Here is a 20435-nt window from a genome sequence, read left to right on the forward strand (position 1 = left end):
AATTGTTTAAAATTTCAAATTTTCCCTGAAGATCTTACACCCTATTCTTTATCCTGTCCCTTAGGAGGCCTTGGTCCATAGTACTGGTAGTAATTACACTGGATTCGCCCATTATAAAGTTTTCTTTTTTTATCTGCCTTTTTTCCAAAAAACTTTTCAAACTCAGGATGAGAAGTAATAATATAGTGAGACCACGTATCTAATCCTTCAAATACTTTTCCCATGGTTTTATATAGTTTTTCTACTTCCTGTTTCTCTCCTAGTCTTTCACCATAAGGAGGATTACAAATGATACAGCCATACTGAAATCTTGATCTTAGATCCCTTATATCTAACTTCTGGATATGAACATCCTCCTCCAAAAAAGCCTCTCCTATATGATACCTTGCCAGACTTAACACCTCTGCATCTATATCTGAACCATAGACCCTTATGGATTTATCGTAATTTGCTAAGTCATGGGTTTCTTTTCTAGCTTCTCGCCATATATTTTTTGAAATTGCTTCCCACTCCTCTGATACAAAGCCTCTGTTCATTCCCGGAGCGATATTCTTTCCTATCAATGCCGCTTCTATAGGTATGGTGCCTGAACCACAGAAGGGATCGATTAAAACCCTATCGGGGTTCCAATAGCTTAGTAAGATTAACGCTGCGGCTAGGGTTTCTTTGAGAGGAGCCTTATTAGAAAGCGTTCTATAGCCCCTTTTATGCAGACCAGCTCCACTGGTATCAATGGTTAAGGTTGCAATATCCTTCAAAAGAGCTACTTCTATCGTATACTGCCCCTTCTCTTCTTTAAACCATGATGTATGATACTTTGCCTTCAGCTTTTCTACCACAGCCTTCTTAACAATGGCTTGACAGTCAGGAACACTGGCAAGCTGGGAATTGATAGACTTCCCCTCCACAGGGAAGATTCCCTCTTCAGGAATCCACTCCTCCCAGTCAAGTGCCTTTGTCCCTTCAAATAATTCTTCAAAGCTGGTGGCCTTAAACTCTCCTACCTTCAAAAGTACCCGATCAGCCGTCCTTAGCCATAGATTACATCTAGCTATAGCCATTTCATCTGCAACAAATGAAACCCTCCCGTTTTCCACTTTAACCTCTTCATAGCCTAAGTCTTTTACCTCTCTAGCTACTACTGCCTCCAATCCAAAAGCAGCGGTGGCAATCAACTCTAGTTTCTTCACTGTATCTCTCCATTCCATCGTATTTTACTTTTTCTTCTTCGCCTTGTTTTTTTCTATTTCCTTTGTCAACCATTTCCACATGATACTTCCCCATACAAATCCTCCTAAAGCAAAGATACTTAATATAAAAAGACCATTGCTGCTAAAAAGATTTCCCACTACTTGTTTTAAGGAAAATCCATATTGAAATACACCAGTTAGTAGTATGAAAATAATACCGGTAGAAATCCCCCAGCTTAAAATACCATGTCTTATTATGTAGTTGCTTTTACCCTTATTATACAATACCTCCAGGTTTTTATTCTTCTGCATAGAGTGATTTTCTTTAGACCTTTGTTTCTTGGTATTTTTCAACATCATCACCTCTTATTATTTTAACTATATAAGTTGTAATAAATATGTTACAGCTGTAAAAGTTTTATTGCAACTTAAATAGTTGTTTTTCTACAGATAATTGGTTTCAAATATGAGTCATAAGCGTTAACTTAATACAATTATTTGCAAATTTCTATCGAACTATCATCCTAGGCGTAGCGAAGGATCTTGGCATAACGAGAAATTTTGCTAATCCTAAGATGCTTCGGTCGTTATCTCCCTCCAGAGGACAAAATAGCACTTTCATAACAATGACAAATTATGGTTTAGATTAACGCTAATGATATCATTATAACAAATTTATTTATCCAAAACAAAAACCAGCAGTAAACTTACCACTGGTCAGCAATTTTTGTAGAAGTCATGGAAATTTTACTACAAGATCATCTATACGGATGCCTAAAGCCGCAGCTATAGATACTACTTTGTTAAAGGAAGGATTCTTTTTGTCACCCCTTTCTAACTCTTCAATATAGCTCTTAGAGATCTGAGTAATTCTGGATACATCCATAGTGGTATACCCCTTCTTCATTCTTATCTCTCTTATTTTGAATCCATTTAACATACTAAATCCCCCCATTACTAAAAGTATGAATAAAAGTATGGTGATACAAGCAGCTTTATTTTAACTAAAGGCTTTTCTTCATTATATGTTTATAAATCTGTGTCTATTAACTTGGATAGAATTATTTATTAAAATTTCTGAAAACTCCTTTGAGATTAACTTCTACAAAAAATAACACACTCCTTCTTATAAGTGCCTAGAAAAAAATGGATTCATTACTAACCCTTTTTCTGTGGATACTTTTGTGGTTTTTCTGTGGATATTGTGTATAGTATTGTTAATAATGCAGTCTCAATAAGCCATAATCCTGTAGATAAGATTGTTAATAACAACAAACTTATCCACAATAACCATTAAGTTGAAAGTTAGTTAAAAAAAACACAAAAAGACCCTCGTCTTATAGACGAATAGGTCTTCATAGTTATACTTGATTCTAGAACTTAATGAGTCATTGCACATAATTAGGGGTAAAGAGGGAAGATAATTTAGGGGTATTATCTTTAATATGATTATATATTATTGTTAAAATTATGTCAATATACTTTTTAAAAAAACTTACAAATATTCCCCAACTCCTTCCAGCAAGCTGAAACATCGGAGAATCAAGATAAACCTTCATTTTTGACTGTAAGCTAGACGAATTTACTAAAAGTATGATATTGTATTAAGGAAAGCGAAACACACGTGGTTACTTTTAAATTTAAAAACGTATATCTATGCTATCTTAACACAGAAAAAGGTGATTGAAATGAGAATGATTGACTTAATCCACGCTACTGAAGACCACGTCTTGGCTATTCCACTTTTTAATGACCAAGGAAAAATCCTATTATCTAAAGGAGTCAAATTAAAACCCTCTTTAGCATCTAAGCTATTAGCCATGGGATATACCAAAGTATATATAAAGGATGAGTATAGCGAAAAAGAAATTGAAGATATCATCAAACCCCATGTCCGCCAAAAAGCTATTGGTCATATTCGAAAATTAGCCTCTATAGCAAAAGACGACCCCAAGGAGACTGCAAATAAACAGCAAGCCTTTAATACAGACTTAACAATGGCCAAAGCTACCATCTCTACCATTGTGGAGGAAATTTTTTCTAAAAAAGATATTGTCATCGATTTATTAGACCTAAAAACTGTAGAGGGTTATATTTATGAGCACTCCATCAATGTGATGATTCACTCTTTGGTTTTAGGCAGTAGCCTGGGTTTAGCCATGGCAGAGTTAGAAAAGCTGGCATTGGCTGCAGCTCTGCATGATATTGGACTGATGTTTGTTTCCGACAACATTCTAAAAAAACAAGGTCCCTTAACTCCAGAAGAAATGGAAGAAGTGAAAAGCCATACCTATAAAGGCTATGAATTTTTAAAAACAAAAACAGATTTAAACCCTACCATTCGTATTCCTGCTTTACAACACCACAAACGTTATGATGATACTGGTTACCCCGACCTAGTATCCTATCATGAAACTCATTTGTTTTCTAGGATCATCAGTGTAGCAGACACCTTTGATGCTATGACCTCTGATCGACCCTATAGAAAAGCCCTGCCGGTGGCAGAGGTATTGGAATATATTATGGGGAGCGGTGGCACATTGTTTCACCCCACCTTAACCAAGGCTTTTATCTTACACATCAACCCCTATCCCATCAACACGCTTGTTAAGCTAAATGACGGTAGCACTGGGGTAGTTATTCAGGTAAATGGTCGGTTTTATTCAAGGCCCGTGGTGCGATTAGTAATGGACCAGTACCAGAAAAAGATCAACCAGACGGTAAATTTATTAGAAAATCGTACGCTAGTTATTCAGAGTACCGTAAGTAAGATTTAATATTCTACACTACTACAAACGCCACAGGGACAGTTTCTTCCGGCTGCGTCAGCATTGTCATCCTGAGGGTAACGAATGAGTCTTAAAGCTCTAAAATACAAGATTCTTCACTACCTTCAGAATTCCACGGGTTGACCACACCACGATAAAGGAAAGTGTCATTCTGAGCACAGCGAAGAATCTTAAGATCCTTCGGTCGTTATCTCCCTCAGGAGGACAAAATAGTACTTTCATAACAATGATAAAACACCAATAAGATTAGTTTTTGCGTTGTAGAAGTTTCATTACAACTCTATATCGTCGAGAACAACTTTTGACTTATAGACATATGCTTCTAGGGGCGTATGTCTACAGGTATTTTCTCCATCTCATCTTCTAAAATCAAGCACGTCCGTACTGCCCTTCAGATGATGGTTCACCTGCATTTCTAGTTGTGTCACCTCTATGACATTGTCTATATCCATCCTAGGGTATTTTCTTTTAAAGATCTCCTGAACATCAAATAGATCGATTCCCTTTTCCTTATATTCATTAAATAATCTATGACACTTTTGTTGAATTATCTTTTCTCCATTTTGCTCTATTGTCTTCACTGCTGCCTCATCCAAAATCAGTCTTTCTTCCATCCCCGCTATTACCGTTTGAACATTGACGGTTTGTCTTAGATAGATCCTGCCCTCTTCGTAGAGAATATCTGTGATAGTATTGCTTTTTACGATTTCAAGGGTTACCTTCTTTTCAGCAAATTCAGGGTGAGGAACATCTAAGTACCCCTTTCGCACTTTATCGTTTATAAAGGCTATTGGCACCATATCCTTTACCTCTAATTTATCCACCAGCTTGTCATTATGAAAGACCGCCGCTCCATCCTTCTTTACCTTCGTCTCTAGATGGTTTTCATCTACCTTAATAGCGGTAATAATAGAGGTGTTTTTCCCCATTCTTCGATCATTTAGCAGTTCATATAGTTTACGATGCTCTATCGTCAACCTAGAAAGAGGTCGGTCCATTAAATCAAAGAGATACAGACCTAAGTATTCATTTTGTTTTAAAGGAACATCGAGAAGCTCGTTTGGGTCCCCAAAATATACCATTACATAGGGGCGAAGCAATAGCTCCTGATGCCGATGAAGATAATCAATCATTCCTTCCAGCCCCACCTGGGCTGCTCTTTCAGTGAAAATAATGGCTTTATTTTGTGTATAATCAAAGGGATGAGCACCAATCAACTCAAAATCCGATATGGCATCAAAAAAGGTCTTTCCTTCCCGTTGGTACAAAATCCTCTGCCCCTGCTCTGTATTGTCCTGATTACTGCGGTAGGCATGGAAAATCTCCAAACTTATTACATAGTCCCCCTCCTCATTGATATCGATAAGCATGGCGGTGGGAAACAACATTCTGTTAATATCATTGTAGTTATAGCAACCTTTTAACAGCAAACTACAAATCAAAAGTACAACCACGTAAATTTTCTTCATTCCTTCTCATCCCCCTTCAGTATATTCTTAGAGATCTTATTCATATCGTCTCGAAGAAGATTGTCCTTAAAGTTAAAATTCTTCAAGGTTCCCAGAGGGTAAAGATAAGGATAATCACAGCTGTCTAAACTGGCTAGATGAGAACAAAAGACTATAAAACCAATAAAAAAACCCGGCAGTCCCAATAAAGCAGAAAATATCATGATAATATTGGTCCATATACTAACTCCCCCATAGAGTTTTGGAATTAAAAATAAGGATATTGCCGACAAAGCCACCACCAGTACGGTAATCTCCGATGCCATACCGGAACGAATGGCGGCATCTCCTAAAATCAATGCCCCTACGATACTGATGGCAGGACCTATCGCCTGAGGCAATCGGATACCTGCCTCCCTTAACAACTGGAAGAAAAACATCATAATAACCACCTCTACTATAGTGGGGAAGGGCACCCCTGCCCTTAAAACCGCCAGACGAAACACAAAGATAGAGGGGATTAAGCTAAAATGATACGTAGTCAGTGCCACATATAATCCTGGTAACAATAGTGCAATTAAAAGAGCCACCCACCTAATTAAACGAAAATAATTTTGAGGATATTTATTTAAATAATAATCATCTGCCATCTGGATTTCTTCTAAAAAGAAATGTGGTGCCGTCAGGGCAAAGGGACTGCTGTCTGCTAGGATAGCCACCCTTCCTTCTGATACCTTCGACACCAGAACATCTGGCTTTTCCGTATAACCTATGGTATCAAAGGGGGTTCTTTTACACTTTAATTCTTCTTCGATGAAGTTAATTTCAAATAAAAAGTGGTTATTTATATTTTCTAATCGCCTTTTTATGTATTGTACTAGATGCTGTGGTGCCTTGCCCTCAATGTACACCAGCAAAACGGTGGTGTTGCTTTCCTCCCCAATAATTACCCTTTCAAACTTTAAATCTCTGTTTCGAATTTTTTTTCTGATTAAAGATATGTTCTCTGCAATATTTTCCGTTAATCCTTCCCTTGGACCTTTAATGACCACTTCACTGGGGGGTTCCTCGATAGCTCTAGAGCTGTACTGTCTTGCTGAACAATAAATTACAGCGTCAATAAAACTAAAAAGCAAGATGATATCCCCAGATAAAATGTGCAATAGAATTGCATCGATTTTCTCCACATCACCTATATGATTGGCTGCCAACACTCTGCTTTTTATTACTTCTATATCATCACTTATTTCCTCTTGCTGTAATAGTGGTGAAATTATGTATTGACTAATATAAGTACTATCGCTGATGCTATCCAGAAAGATCAGCTGTATAACACCCTTGTCGGTATGAATTTCTCTTAAAATAACATCATAGTTATCTCCTAACTTTTCTTTAATTTCTTTCAATCTAGCTTGATATTTTTTTTCATTCATTGACTTTTTACTCATTATATCACCCAGCTTATTTTCTGTAGCAACAAGTCGAAATATGTATTCTAAGGAATAATTTTTATTTTTTTGATAGATAATACAATATAAAGTAATTTTTTCCTTAAGGGGGTTAGCAGCATGGATAAGTTTTCCTCAAAGCATTTTGGCGTCTTTATTGTAGCCACTAGCGTGGTTTCCTTAAAAACCTATCCCACCGTCTATACTAAAAATGGTATGCGGGAAAGTTGGATTGCTATGATTGTTGCTTCTATTTTTATCTTGCTTTATTTGATTTGTATGATGAAAATTTGTCAAAGTCATAAGAATTACAACTTTTATAAAATTTATCAGGAAGCTTTAGGAAAGGGTTTAGGTAATCTACTGATTGCTTTGTTTTTATTCTCCTTATTCCTCACTTTAGTAGAAGCCGCTGCTGTACAGTCAAATGCAATGCATGTCAATATGTTGGTAGAAACCCCTATTTGGTATTTTTTAGTGTTTTTTATTTTTCCCACCCTTTATACAGTATCAAAAGGTCTTGTGCCTGTTATTGTCGTTACCTTGATTGGTATCACCCTTGTAACCATATCGGGGATTAACCTAGCTATATTGACAGCTAAGGATAAACACCTTGCCTACCTGCTGCCAGTATTTGAAAGGGGTTTCACTAAAGGCTTTCTATTGTCTATTTTGCAAATTCTTGGTCTTTACGGAGCTGTTACTATTATCTTTCCCTACTTAACCAAAATCAAAGATAATAAAAAGTTATTAAAACATAGTGTCTTAGGTCTTTTATTTGTTATTCAGATGCAGCTTGTTTCTCTAACCGGTTTGATTCAAACCTTTCATATTGAAGTCGTCAATGAGATGATTTATCCTAACCTCTTGCAGACCCAATTGGTGACCTATTTTCGTTATCTAGAGGCAGGAGAGTTGTTTGTTATGCTACAGATGGTGGGGGGATGGTACTTAAAATATATCATTACTTTCTATGGTTTTTTAATCCTCCTAGAGGAGATGGGGATTAGAAAGAAGTGGGTGCCTTATTTTATCACAATTCTTGTTGGTGTCTGTGGCTATTTGGCTGCCAATAATTTGTTTCTTCTTTTAAGGCTGTTAAATTACTATACTTATTTTTCCTTAGTAAATTTTATTATCATTCCCTTCTTTGTTTTTACCATCTTTCATATAAAGAAAAGCAAGCAGAAATCCCCTGCTTCAAAAAATCATTAAAAGACCTCGGGATTCTTTTCCCGAGGTCTCTCAGTATATATAATTTTAATTACATAGCGTTCTTAAAGATTTGGATAACGTCTTCTAAAGTAGGTACTCTTGGGTTAGTGAAACCGCAAGCATCCTTCATAGCATTTTCTGCCATAACTTTAAGATCTTCTTCCTTAACGCCTAAGTCAGTTAAGCCAGCTGGAATACCAACGTCTTGAGATAATTTCTTGATAGCTGCGATAGCTTTGTCAGCAGCTTCTCTTACAGATAATCCTTCTATGTTTTCGCCTAATGCAACAGCGATATCAGCAAAACGTTGAGGATTACTGATTAAGTTGTATTGCTCTACGTGTGGTAATAAGATCGCATTACAAACACCATGAGGAAGGTTATAGAATCCACCTAATTGGTGAGCCATAGCATGAACATAACCTAAACTAGCGTTGTTAAATGCCATACCGCCTAGGAACTGAGCATAAGCCATGTTTTCTCTAGCTTTGAAGTTTTGGCCATTCGCAACAGCGTTTCTTAAGTTTTCAGAGATTAACTTGATTGACATAAGAGCAGCTGAATCAGTTACTGGTGTAGCAATAGTTGAAACATAAGCTTCTACAGAGTGAGTTAAAGCATCCATACCTGTTGCAGCTGTTAAGGCTGGTGGCTTCTTCATCATCATTAATGGATCATTGATAGATACGCTTGGAGTTACTCTCCAGTCAACGATTGCCATTTTGATATGTCTGTCTGTATCAGTGATGATACAGAAACGTGTCATTTCACTAGCTGTACCAGCTGTAGTATTGATAGCGATAAATGGAACAAAAGGATTAGTAGACTTGTTAACGCCTTCATATTCTCTGATGTTTCCACCATTTGATGCTACAAGACCAACACCTTTAGCACAGTCATGAGGAGAACCTCCACCTAAAGAGATAATCATGTCACAACCATTTGCTTTGTACATATCATATCCATCATGTACGTTCTTGTCAGTTGGATTTGGCTCAGCACCATCAAATACAACAACTTCTAATCCAGCTGCTTCTACGATAGCTTTTACTTCATCAGCCATACCCATTTTGTTAAGCATAACATCAGTAACGATTAAAGGTTTCTTTGCTCCTAATGCTTTTGCTTGCTCTCCAACTTCTTGAACTGCACCTGGTCCCATTAGGTTAACGTTTGGCATAAAATAGCTGTACACTTGACTCATTAAATCTTCCCCCTTTTAAAATATTAATGGTTTATAATATTGCCTATTTAAAATAGGCCAATAGACAAATGAAATCGTTTTTCTTCTGGTGTCTAATTGTCCACTTCCCCTAATAAAGTAGACAACCCTTTAACTTAATATATTGTCAAGCTCTCTCTTTTATGAATCTTTTATGAATATATTTTAATATTTTTTTATTAACACTCTTTATCCTTTACAGCAAAAGATTGCAATAAAAACTTAATCATCAATATATTCACTAAACTTATAAGAGGCTATCAATCTCATTTTCTGTTTTTATTTTACTATATTGCAAAGAAAAATATATTCAAAATTGAATGAATTGTAAGAAATTATGTATGAACTGTTGAAATAAACGATTGAATAGTAATAATAATGATTTTGTAGTAACAATTTCCATGTAATACTTCTCCAATTTTAGAAGAATTCAATTAAATTCATTTTCTTCTGATAGATAAGCAAGTTCAAAATTAAGTCCTGATGTTGTTTATCTATATATTAAAAAACGTATATGATAATCTTAGACGTTAACTTAACACAATTATTTCCAAAATTCTCTCCAACTGTCATCCTGAGCATAGTTGGAATAACCAAGAACTTTGCTAATACGTAAGATCCTTCAACTTCGCTTTGCTCCCCTCAGGATGACAAATTATGGTTTAAGTTAACGCTTATGATATGATAATAGATATATGCTTAGAACTAAGCTGGTAGCTAAAAAGTTGTACAAGTTGAGTTCTTTGTATAGAAAAAAGGAGGCATTCACTTGGAGGAAATTTTATTTACTGCTATAAAAGGAATTAAGGTAGGTCATGCAGAAAACCTTGAGGCAGCTACGGGCTGTACTGTCATTCTTTGTGAGGAAGGGGCTGTCGGAGGCGTCGATGTACGAGGAGGTGCTCCTGGTACTCGGGAAACAGAACTTTTAAATCCATTAAATCTTGTAGAAAAACTTCATGCTGTTCTTTTAGCAGGTGGAAGTGCTTTTGGACTAGATGCAGCAGCAGGGGTAATGTCCTATTTAGAAGAAAAAGGAATAGGTTTTGATGTAGGTGTTACCACCGTACCTATTGTAGGGGCTGCTGTGCTATTTGATTTGCTAGTCGGAGATTATAAGATTCGTCCTGATAAAGAGATGGGCTATAAAGCCTGTGAAAATGCCAGCAGCCAGCCCCCTCTTCAAGGAACAATAGGGGCAGGTACAGGGGCAACTATTGGGAAGTGCTTAGGGCCTGAGTATGCTATGAAGGGAGGTGTCGGAAGTTACGGTATAAAAGTGGGGGATTTAATGGTAGCAGCTTTGGTGGCGGTCAATTCTTTTGGAGATGTAGTAGATCCCTCTACAGGAGAAGTGATTAGCGGTGCATTATCCCCTGATGGACTATCCTTTGCTAATACAGAAAAGGTCCTACTTCAGCAGTACAATAATAATAAAAATTTATTTACAGGCAACACCACCATAGGTGTTATTGCAACCAATGGAAAACTCACAAAAGCAGGAGCCAGCAAAGTTGCCTCCATGGCCCATAATGGCTATGCAAGAAGTATCCGTCCAGCTCATACCATGGTGGATGGAGACACTATCTTCACTATGGCTACTGGTGAGGTAGAGGCGGATATCAGTGCAACAGGCTTATTAGCAGCTAAAGTAATGGAAGAAGCCGTAGTAAGAGCAGTAAAGCATGCTACTTCTTTAGATGGCCTAAAGTGTTATGCTGACTGTCATCCTGAGCATAGCGAAGGATCTTGAAATAACGAAGGATGACAAGTCGTGGTTTAAATTAACGCTAATGATTTTTAAGTAATCCTATTAGATAGGCAAACCCTATTCTTGGCAAAGAATAGGGTTTGCTTATGTGCTCAGCTTATAAATCGTGTCTTCAATTACTAAGCTATTTTCCTTTAAAAGATTACATAGCCATGGTGTTACTTTTTTTCCCTCCTCTGTTAAAATCTTCACCACTGGTCTTAAGTAAGTAAAATCATTTACTTCCTCTACAATGCCTTCAAAACCATTACTAAGTTTTATTAGGGTTCCCACAGGATAAGGATTTACCTTAGAAACAAAGGCTTTTACCAATTCTCCATCAAAAAATCTTCCACTTGCACCCATAATGTACTCTATAGCTTCCTTTGCTGGCAGGGCCCGCCGATAATGTCTATCGGCAGTTAGGGCATCATAGACATCAGCGATAGCTGTAATTCTTGAGTAAAGGTGTATCTCGTCTCCCTTTAGATTTACTGGATAACCACTGCCGTCTATCCTCTCTTGGTGCTGTAGACTTATAATTCGAGCTGTAGCAGAAAAGTCTGTATACTCCTTTAGAAAGCTAAAACCCTTGGTAGTGTGCTGCTGCATTTCTTGAAACTCCTCGTCAGTTAAAGCACCAGGTTTCTTTAATATGCTTTCTGGTACAAAGACCTTACCTATATCATGTACCGTGGCACCAATAGATAAATCATAAAGTTCATTGCGGTTTAGCTCAACACTAATTCCTAAAAGTAGAGCATGTAGCATAACATTGACAGAGTGGGCGTAAGTATAGTTGTCAACATTTCTTATATCCACAAGGCTCATCACTAAAGCCTTTTGGGTGAACACTTCATCTGTTATAATTTTCATTAATCCCACTAGTTCCTTCATATTTCGTTGGATTTCTCTAGCTTCATTGGATAGTAGTTTTTTATCTTGTGGAATTGTATGCATGATTTTTTTTATAACAGCAGTGGTCCTTTGTCGAATCTCAGGTTTAATCATATCCTGTATTTCTTGATGGCTGATATCATCCAATATATAAAGAGAATAGTACCCTTGCTTTTTTATCTTATGGATTAACCCCTCCGTTAATTTAACACCCTTCGCTAAAAGAACCAATCCTTCTTCATTAAATAGGGGCTGGGCCAGAAAGTCTCCTTCTCTAGCATAATCGATAGGTACATATCTCATTTTCCTTCCTCCTACTGCTTAACTGCTATCATTTGCTATAGATATATCTCTTATGTGGCTCTAAATCCCTTTTTATATTATCACATTTTTCTATCCTTTACATCAACTGAATTTTTAGTTGATTTGTAGTGTCCGCCAGCCCCTCAATCCATAAGTCATAGTGAATTTCGATGGCACCTTTTTTCCCATCCTGCAAATGAACATTTAGTTCTTTTGTGAAAATCTCCATTTCAAAGTCGCCGTATTGTGTACTATACTGGGAGATAAAGCTCTTTCCTTTTTCAAAAACCAGTTGTAGCCCTGAGCTGCCAAAACGCTTCATGGACACTCTGTTTTTTCCTTCAATCTTTAATGTGGTGGTGGCACCCTCCATCCCGGAAATTTCCGACTCCTCATAAATAATATACAGACTTTCTTTTTTATCATAAAAGGTTCCTTCTGTTACTAATTCTATTTTATTCTCTTCGCCTTTTTTATCCTTTTGAATCCCCATTACTCGGATCATCCTTGTTTCCTTCATCTCATCCATCCTTTTTCACTAGTATCGTTGCGGTCTCTCTTGAAATCTTTCAATCGCCAATGTTATTAGTTTATCAATTAATGCTTCATAAGACAATCCCGTGGCTTCCCACATTTTAGGATACATACTGATCTTTGTAAAACCCGGCATCGTATTGATTTCATTGAAGTATATTCGACCGCCCTGTCTTGCAACAAAAAAATCTACCCGAGCTAATCCACAACAATCCATCAATTTATACACTTTTAAAGCTAGCTGCTGTACTTCCTTAGTGACCTCCTCTGGTAAGTCCGCAGGAATCTGAAACCTGCTGGTACCATCAAAGTATTTATCTTTGTAGTCATAAAATTCATGAGAGGGTATAATCTCAGCCGGCAGGGAGGCTACAGCTTCATCATTACCTAAAACGGAACACTCGATTTCTCTTCCATCAATAAACTCCTCAACCACAATTTTTCTATCATATTCAAAGGCTTTTTTTACAGCCTCCACCAACTCCTGCTTCGTTTTCGCTTTAGAAATCCCTACACTTGAACCCAGATTAGCAGGCTTGACAAACATAGGATACCCCAAGCTTTCTTCCATCTCTTTTATATATTCTTCTTGTTTTTTTATATAGCTGCTATGAAGTACCGTTTTATATTTGGCTTGAGGTATATTTTCTGCAATACATAGTTTTTTTGTCATTGCCTTATCCATCCCTATAGCAGACGCCATTACACTGGCACCTACATAAGGAAGGTTGATCATTTCTAGTAGACCTTGAATCGTACCATCCTCACCAAAGGGTCCATGCAAGATAGGAAAGACAACATCTATTTGAGATGTCGCAGTTTTACCCAAAGAAAGAAATTCTTGTTTTTTTCCTAAGCCTTCCCATTCACCGGTAGGTATTTTATCTATAGGTCCATCGTAATGTTTCCAAATACCTTCTTTTGTAATCCCTACAGGTATAATATTGTATTTTTCTCTATTCATTACCTTTAGTACGGAAGCCGCCGACATAAGAGATACTTCATGCTCTCCAGACTGCCCTCCAAAGACCACCATGATATTTAGCTTTTTCATATTTCCACCTTCCTTTACTTCTTAATTAATATTCTACCTTTATCATAAGTATTATTCAACTTTTATATCTTTGCCAAAAATTTAAAAAAGCAGAGAATAAATTCTCCGCTGGGACAGCTTATCTTTTTCCTTCTTTTACATTCTACAAATTTTACTTTGATTCAATATCTCCCATACTACTCTAAATCTAACTTTCTAACACCCAAAGCATAATGAGACCAAAGTGTGTCTTTTACTGTTTCTAATTGAGTCTCTTTGCACTGGATGATAAGGACTACTTCTGTTGCTCTATATTTTTCCTGTCTATTTGAATATTTTTTTGTTATGATTAACTTTATGATTAAGCCTAAACTAAAACCAAAGGCCAAACCAATTAGTGCCCACCATATAGGTCCCCACTTTAGTATAAAGCCATAAATCGTCCCAAAAAGCATAAATATCGCTCCTAATATTGCAGGCAAATCAAATAAACTCAACCCATCAGAAAAGTGCATACTATCAAACAGTACCCTGTCTTCCCCTCTTTTATCCATAGGAACAGCAAAAATATCTTCTTTTGGAATCCCCTTCATTTGAATTGCCGTAATAGCCATTTCCAAGTACACTGAATGTTCAAATGTTGATATGATATACACAGGATCACCCTCGCTCTTTTTTCTTCTCTTCGGCATAGGAAAGTTTTGACTCTGATAGTCCCTTTTAAGAAACTTAGATTGTTCCCACTCAAACAATTTGTTATTCTCAACGGTATTTACATAGGCATCGTATATGGCAAACATATATACGGAGGGAATATTTAAAAGCCACTGTGGATCAACAATAGATTTTGCTTCCTGAAAATTACCTAAGAAAGATGCGTGTATTGCCGGAAGCAGCTTTGAAAAGTACATAATAACAATCCACCAAATAAGAATAAATGCTGCAGTAACAATTCGATGAATGTAAAGCTGACCTAATCCTGGCATGATAAAGGACCATCCTGCTGCCACCAATGGTTTTCTTTTGTCTAAATAATTGATTTCCATTGCACTTACTATTTGTGGTGTAATTTGTGCATCTTCCCTTGCTGCCAAAACATAGTAATTATTTATGTCTGCTGCTGTACGATAGCCATCCCATATAGCAAAAATATAGGTCGCAATATAAAGCAATAGCCACTGGGTATCAAGCACTTCTTTTGCCCTATCAAATCTTCCTATGAAGGAATAGAGAATTGCAAGATTCAAATTAGACTGTATATTAACGATTACTTCCCATAAAAACAAAAGAAATCCCCTTAGATATTTTGATAGCAGCATATGTCCCGCACCAGGGAAGGCAGCAGACCACCATGCGATTACATAAGGGTTTCGTAAATGCAATTGTGTTGTGCCGAATATGCTGACATAGGCCTTTTGGCGACGGGGTGAAAACCGATTCATTATATCTTTATTCATAACAAATGCACCCTTTCAAGCTTCATACTTCCTTATGACTTTTACTTAAACCTTAGACCTCCTGCCAAGCCACATGATGATCCACTTACAGAAGACTGCAATTGCAATATAAATAGGGAAGGAATATATGTATCTCCAGTGAAATAATTTATAAATACCTATCCATACCAACATAGGTTCTGCGACAAAGGCATATAGAAGGGCTACGATGGTGGCTACAATAATATATTGTTTCCATTCAGGATACTTTTGATAGAAAATTGTATAGACAACCGGCATCACTGTAAGATCAATAGAAAATAAACGAGGTATCGTGGGCAGTAATCGAATCGGATAAGTCCACAGTACAAGTTCAGTACCTATAACATCTAGCACGATTGAAATTGTACTCACTAAAAATCCGTAGGATAGGAGTTCATAGATTCGTTTCTTATCAATCATCTTCCACCATATGTATAGCAAAAAAATGAAGACAGCTAAATGAAGGAACCACTGCCATGTACCAAATTCAGATGTATACCAGTGGGAAAGAGACCTGTCCCTATACAGTCTTTTTGCCTCTATCATTTTATTGGTCAATTCATTTCCACCATTCACGATTTACTTGTTCACTCCTTCCTGTATATACGCTTATTTTTTCCCTAGTTCGTTCTTTATATGTTTGATATTTCTTTATCATAAGCGTTAACTTAACACAATTATTTCTAAAATTCTGTCGAACTGTCATCCTTCGACTCCGCTTTGCTCCCCTTAGTATGATAAATTATGGTTTCGGTTAACGCTAATGGTTTCCTTACTGAATTTTTATTATTTTGAGGTGAAAAAGCGAAGAAATAAGATTCTTCGCCACTAAATTTGCTATTAATTTTTAAAATGTAGCTGCAAAACGACTTAAGCGATTTTTTGAAGTTTGATAAACTTCAACGATTTTAGATCTTAATTGTAAAGGTAATTCTCCTTTATTAGAAGCATTATAAACCAGTGTATATTCTTCCTCCGTTAAAGCAGTCTTTAATTCACGCTGGGTTCTCTCATCCGTCAAACCATTTTTAACATCTACAAAGCAGAGGGGTGGAAACATGACACACCACCAGTTCTGTCCTTCTCCTTCTCCAATTACTACCTTAAGAGCTTCGTACTTTCCAGCAGGAAATACAACGCCCCCATAGCGTCTTGTGGGGAAGGTATCCTCCACTAGTGCCGCTGATACCTTATAGTTTTCACCATTAGCAGTAATTTCCTCTTCCGCCACTTCTTCTATTTTTAATAAATTTTCCCTAAGAATATTTCTAGTTTCTTCAATCCCGCTGGAGGTCTCTAATGTATCTCCCATAGCTGCTATAATTTTGTCCCTTACCTTTAGCTTCAACAGCTGGTCCTCAGGGTTATCACTGTTAGCCAATACATGAAATCTTATAAGGTTGTTTCCTCGTCTTTCCAATTGAAACGCTCCTTTGCTTTCCTTCATAGGAAAGATTAAAACACTTATAACTCCTACTATCATAAAAGCCACTATAAACTTTTTATACATATAATTTCCCCCTAAATCTCCATTTGATTGTTCTACTATCAGTATGTACAAGTAGGGGAAAAAATATACAGCCCTACCTTTATCTTTTCTTACATACTTTCCTTGCCATTCTTTTTTAGTAGTTTCCTGATTACCATTCCTATTAGAATAGCAACAGGTGTACCGATGATAGCGATATAGGCGGTATAATCTGTAAAAACCCCTAAGTGATAATAAACATCGGAGATACTACTGCTGTACATAGCAACAGCATACACAAAGGGTAATGCTGGCAAAGCAAGGTAGCTATGTTCCTTTGTAGCCCCCATATCTGCCATCAACATGGTGGTTGCCAAATGAAAGGGGGCCAGTGTCATAAAAATGGTGAAAACCCACACCGCCATCACAATAACCTCAACATTTTCAATAAAGGCTCCCGGTAGCTGGATGGTTTTAAACACACTAATAGTGGGCCATATAAGATGCTTGGTTTGTGCCACACCAAAATTTGATAGAATAGCTGCATTTAGCCCTAGATAAATAATTAGCACCACCAATATAGAAACAGGGCCTATCTTCGTGGCCTCCTGTGGTTTATTTAAGGCGATACCAAAAACCAGTAGGAGTTCATAGCCTAAAAAACTAAATAACACGATATCCAATGCCCCAAATAGCTCTGATGGAGAGGCTTGAAAAAAAGGTCGTAAGTTTGACGGATCTGCTTGCCCAAGAGTCAAGACAAATAGGATGATAACAAAGACCACCGATGTAGGAAATATGATATTGGTCAGCCTAGCTAGGGGTTCTATGCCCTTTCTTGCCAAATAGGCAATAGGAACCAACATCGCAAGGATTGTCACCTCTAGGGGAGTCCTTCGAAGTAGTAAGGTCTTGACTACCTCAACAAAAATTCTTAAGAGAAAACCATTGCTTCCTATTAGGTAAAGGATAAAAAATCCTGTTAGTAAATAAGCTATGGGCTTTGTCAAAGTAAGGGCAATAATCTCAAAAAAACTCTTCCTGGGGAAGGATTTTACAATATACCCATGAAGAAAAGCTATAGCCATTGTAAGAATCCCTCCACCGATCAAAATCAACCATCCATCAGTTCCTACTGCCTCTACTAGATCCCTAGGCAACGTAAGAATACCTATGCCTATCAAGGCTAAAATTATTATATTCGTCATCTGGTAAATGGTTATACGATCATTATTGGGAAACATTTTCATTTCCTCCTTCTTTATTGTGATGCTTTTTCTTCTATGCTCCTGTAGTATCTCCTTTGGTTTTTCCCTTAATTACCATAGATGATAGGATCATCAGAGGTATAATGATAACAACGCCATAGCCAGTATAGTCCGTAAGTATCCCTATATATTCATAGACATCGGTTATGCTATCAGGCCACATAGAAACAAAAAAAATGATTGGCAGCAAAGGCAAACCTAAATAATTATGCTCTCTTCCATGAAATAACTGGGTGATCATGTAATTACCCCCTAGGTGCATAGGAGCGATCGTCATAAATACTGTGAGAATCCATATCCCCATAACAAAAATTCCCACATTTTCAATAAAGGCTCCTGGCAATTGGATGGTTTCAAAATTGGCCAATAAGGGCCATATAAGATGTTGCATCTGCTGCTCTCCAAAGTTTCCTAAAGTTGAAGTATTGATAAGAATGTATAGCATTAATACAACGAAGATGGCTATGGGTCCTGCTTTTGTTGATTTGTGGGGTTCATTAAGAAACATGCCAAAAACCAAGATGATTTCAAAACCCAAGAAACTAAAAAATACAAAGGGTATTCCACGAAGTATCTCTATAAAAGGTGTCTGAAAAACTGGAAGAAGGTTGCCAAGCTCTACTTCTGGCCAAGATACTGCAAACAATGCCAATATCACTACCCCCATCGGTATTCCTATCAGCTCCGCCAGTCTACCTAATACCTCGATTCCTTTTCTATTAAGATAAGCAGCAACAAGTAAAATACCTAGAATAATGATCTCTTTAGGGGTACGGGGTAATGCATAGGTCTTTATCACATCCGTAAAAAATCGGGTAACAAGACCTGTAATCCCAATAAAGTAGATAAAAAAGTAGGCTACCACAAAATAGGCTGCAGGCTTTGTTAAGGTCAAGGAGACAATTTCAAAATAGCTCTTTCCCGGAAAACCCTTTACGATATACCCATGTAAAAAGGAAAATCCAAGGACGGTCAAACCTCCTAAAACCAATATGATCCAGCCGTCAGTTCTTCCTTCCTCCACCAATCTCCTTGGTAGATCCAAAATCCCGACCCCCACCATAGCTAAGATAAGAATATGAATCATTTGGGAAACCGATATTTTATCATTATTAGAAAACATCACATCTCTTCCTCCTAAGACAGCCTACCTGGTCAAGCCTATCCGACGTATTTTTGAATCTACATCCACTACGATATCAATCGTAGGGAAAATCTCTCCCCACTCCTCCTTCACCTCTTCCCATAGCCTTGGATGAAATCTGCTGAGGTAATGGTTGATACCAATCACATCTACTTCAAACTCCTTCTGTAGCTTTTCAATGGTAGCACTCAATTCCTCTTCTATCTTTTCACATAGTAAATCCTCTATTGCCCGTATTGTATCTGGCTCCAGCAAGTCGTGCTCAGGGTCAAGATAAAACTGCTCTATTTCTCCTTCGGTTTCAATCTCTATAGTAATCTTGATATTATCAGAAGCTCTATCTAGATGAAACTTTCTAGATAAATAGGTAAGGTCTACAGGAACAATGTGTTCATGATCTCTACCTTTTTCTCCAGCATCTATGGTCCCATCATATTTAACACTTAATCCTCCCGGTCGAGCGGTCCCCCTCATAATCTCTAAAGCTCTTGTTTCTATTTCTCCTAGCCACCCCTGTAATTGATAGTTTTTGATAACAGCAGAGCCTGCAATTTTAACAGCAGTCTCCCCTGGGATCACCCTTGGTATCACCGTATCCCCCCATCGATGTAGATCCTCTAGCACTTCTCCCATCATGCCTCCACCGGAACGAGGAGAACGATCCTTGTTTCGGAAGAGATCTGCCATGAACTGTCCCGTCATGGGATTGATTTCTGGCTCCACCTCCAACACATTTGCTGCATTGTCGGGGGCGATAACAATACCGATTCTTCTGCTAATAAACTGTTCTCTCTCTACTACATCTAGTATTTCCCGAAATAGCTTGGAGTCCCTTGCCACACTCTCACCAACCACCAACACCTTTAAATGACCAAAGAAAATTTGTTTGTTTAAGCGGGTAGTCAGTACCCGGCTAGCTGAATAGAGGTTTTCTCCAACAGTCTTGTAAAGGATATTGGCTGTTTCCGATTCTCCTACTAGAAATTCTACATTGGGGATAGCATAAGTAAAGTTAAATCGGTTTCTGGGGGTGTCCTGAGGAATGTTGGCACTGATCTGATTACCCTCTTCATCTCTATCTGCTCCTTCCCTACCAGTAGGTTCCCCTAGAGGTGCTTCATATTTATCTACCCCTAAAGCCATAACATAGGCTCGCTCATCGATTTCGATGGCATCCCAACAGGCGGTTAGAGTGGATGTCATAATGAGTATGGTTACTATTAGCAACAATATTTTCTTCTTCGTCAC

General features: G+C 37.5%; 18 protein-coding genes. 3 read left to right on the forward strand and 15 right to left on the reverse strand.

The genetic code is table 11. The annotated features are described in order from the left end of the window. Positions 1–41 precede the first annotated feature (41 nt). The 3 genes from CACET_RS17950 to CACET_RS17960 all read right to left on the reverse strand — a co-directional run bounded on the left by CACET_RS17950 (position 42) and on the right by CACET_RS17960 (position 2130). Complete coding sequence (locus tag CACET_RS17950; RefSeq protein ID WP_044826378.1) at positions 42–1190, reverse strand: THUMP domain-containing class I SAM-dependent RNA methyltransferase; 1149 nt, start codon at positions 1188–1190, stop codon at positions 42–44. A gap of 24 nt (positions 1191–1214) precedes the next feature. Continuing rightward, the gene (locus CACET_RS17955; RefSeq protein WP_144414803.1) at positions 1215–1544 is read right to left on the reverse strand and encodes a hypothetical protein; all 330 of its coding nucleotides are present in this window, start codon (positions 1542–1544) and stop codon (positions 1215–1217) included. A 382-nt stretch (positions 1545–1926) separates the two neighbouring features. Next, a complete protein-coding gene (locus tag CACET_RS17960; protein WP_044826380.1) occupies positions 1927–2130 on the reverse strand; it encodes a helix-turn-helix domain-containing protein in 204 nt (67 codons plus the stop codon). A gap of 748 nt (positions 2131–2878) precedes the next feature. Between CACET_RS17960 and CACET_RS17965 the strand changes: the two genes are divergently transcribed. Beyond that, positions 2879–3967: an HD-GYP domain-containing protein gene (locus CACET_RS17965; RefSeq protein ID WP_052661588.1), complete on the forward strand. Its 1089-nt coding sequence runs from the start codon at positions 2879–2881 to the stop codon at positions 3965–3967. Between the two features lie 368 nt (positions 3968–4335). Here CACET_RS17965 and CACET_RS17970 read toward each other — a convergent pair whose 3' ends face one another. Both CACET_RS17970 and CACET_RS17975 read right to left on the reverse strand, forming a co-directional pair. Beyond that, positions 4336–5448 (reverse strand): Ger(x)C family spore germination protein, encoded by a 1113-nt coding sequence (locus tag CACET_RS17970; protein WP_044826381.1) that lies wholly within the window; start codon positions 5446–5448, stop codon positions 4336–4338. Next, positions 5445–6860: a spore germination protein gene (locus CACET_RS17975; RefSeq protein ID WP_044826388.1), complete on the reverse strand. Its 1416-nt coding sequence runs from the start codon at positions 6858–6860 to the stop codon at positions 5445–5447. The genes CACET_RS17970 and CACET_RS17975 overlap by 4 nt, the downstream gene beginning before the upstream one ends. Before the next feature lie 135 nt (positions 6861–6995). On the opposite strand from CACET_RS17975, the gene CACET_RS17980 reads away from it, so the two are divergent. After that, positions 6996–8090 (forward strand): GerAB/ArcD/ProY family transporter, encoded by a 1095-nt coding sequence (locus CACET_RS17980; protein ID WP_044826382.1) that lies wholly within the window; start codon positions 6996–6998, stop codon positions 8088–8090. Positions 8091–8139: 49 nt separating this feature from the next. Here CACET_RS17980 and CACET_RS17985 read toward each other — a convergent pair whose 3' ends face one another. After that, positions 8140–9294 carry an iron-containing alcohol dehydrogenase gene (locus CACET_RS17985; protein WP_048407555.1) on the reverse strand — a complete coding sequence of 385 codons (1155 nt, stop codon included), beginning with the start codon at positions 9292–9294 and terminating at the stop codon, positions 8140–8142. A gap of 787 nt (positions 9295–10081) precedes the next feature. On the opposite strand from CACET_RS17985, the gene CACET_RS17990 reads away from it, so the two are divergent. Further along, positions 10082–11065 (forward strand): P1 family peptidase, encoded by a 984-nt coding sequence (locus CACET_RS17990; protein ID WP_044826567.1) that lies wholly within the window; start codon positions 10082–10084, stop codon positions 11063–11065. A gap of 102 nt (positions 11066–11167) precedes the next feature. Here the strand turns inward: CACET_RS17990 and CACET_RS17995 are convergent, their stop codons facing one another. From CACET_RS17995 to CACET_RS18035, 9 genes are all read right to left on the reverse strand, one after another. Continuing rightward, positions 11168–12262 (reverse strand): HD-GYP domain-containing protein, encoded by a 1095-nt coding sequence (locus tag CACET_RS17995; protein ID WP_044826566.1) that lies wholly within the window; start codon positions 12260–12262, stop codon positions 11168–11170. 97 nt (positions 12263–12359) lie between these two features. Next, complete coding sequence (locus tag CACET_RS18000; RefSeq protein ID WP_044826565.1) at positions 12360–12782, reverse strand: YwiB family protein; 423 nt, start codon at positions 12780–12782, stop codon at positions 12360–12362. 18 nt (positions 12783–12800) lie between these two features. After that, positions 12801–13850 carry a D-alanine--D-alanine ligase family protein gene (locus CACET_RS18005; protein ID WP_044826564.1) on the reverse strand — a complete coding sequence of 350 codons (1050 nt, stop codon included), beginning with the start codon at positions 13848–13850 and terminating at the stop codon, positions 12801–12803. A gap of 176 nt (positions 13851–14026) precedes the next feature. Beyond that, positions 14027–15286: a hypothetical protein gene (locus CACET_RS18010; RefSeq protein ID WP_044826563.1), complete on the reverse strand. Its 1260-nt coding sequence runs from the start codon at positions 15284–15286 to the stop codon at positions 14027–14029. A gap of 45 nt (positions 15287–15331) precedes the next feature. Then, positions 15332–15883, reverse strand: a complete 552-nt coding sequence (locus CACET_RS18015) for a CBO0543 family protein (RefSeq protein ID WP_158386131.1) — start codon at positions 15881–15883, stop codon at positions 15332–15334. Between the two features lie 271 nt (positions 15884–16154). Next, complete coding sequence (gene spoIIR, locus CACET_RS18020) at positions 16155–16817, reverse strand: stage II sporulation protein R (protein WP_044826561.1); 663 nt, start codon at positions 16815–16817, stop codon at positions 16155–16157. A gap of 89 nt (positions 16818–16906) precedes the next feature. Continuing rightward, the gene (locus CACET_RS18025) at positions 16907–18019 is read right to left on the reverse strand and encodes a GerAB/ArcD/ProY family transporter (protein ID WP_044826560.1); all 1113 of its coding nucleotides are present in this window, start codon (positions 18017–18019) and stop codon (positions 16907–16909) included. 37 nt (positions 18020–18056) lie between these two features. After that, entirely contained in the window at positions 18057–19166 is a 1110-nt protein-coding gene (locus tag CACET_RS18030) for a GerAB/ArcD/ProY family transporter (protein WP_044826559.1), read from the reverse strand. 24 nt (positions 19167–19190) lie between these two features. Beyond that, the gene (locus tag CACET_RS18035) at positions 19191–20435 is read right to left on the reverse strand and encodes a Ger(x)C family spore germination protein (protein WP_044826558.1); all 1245 of its coding nucleotides are present in this window, start codon (positions 20433–20435) and stop codon (positions 19191–19193) included.

Origin of the sequence: Clostridium aceticum (assembly GCF_001042715.1) — a bacterium.
Lineage (GTDB): Bacteria > Bacillota > Clostridia > Peptostreptococcales > Natronincolaceae > Andreesenella > Andreesenella acetica.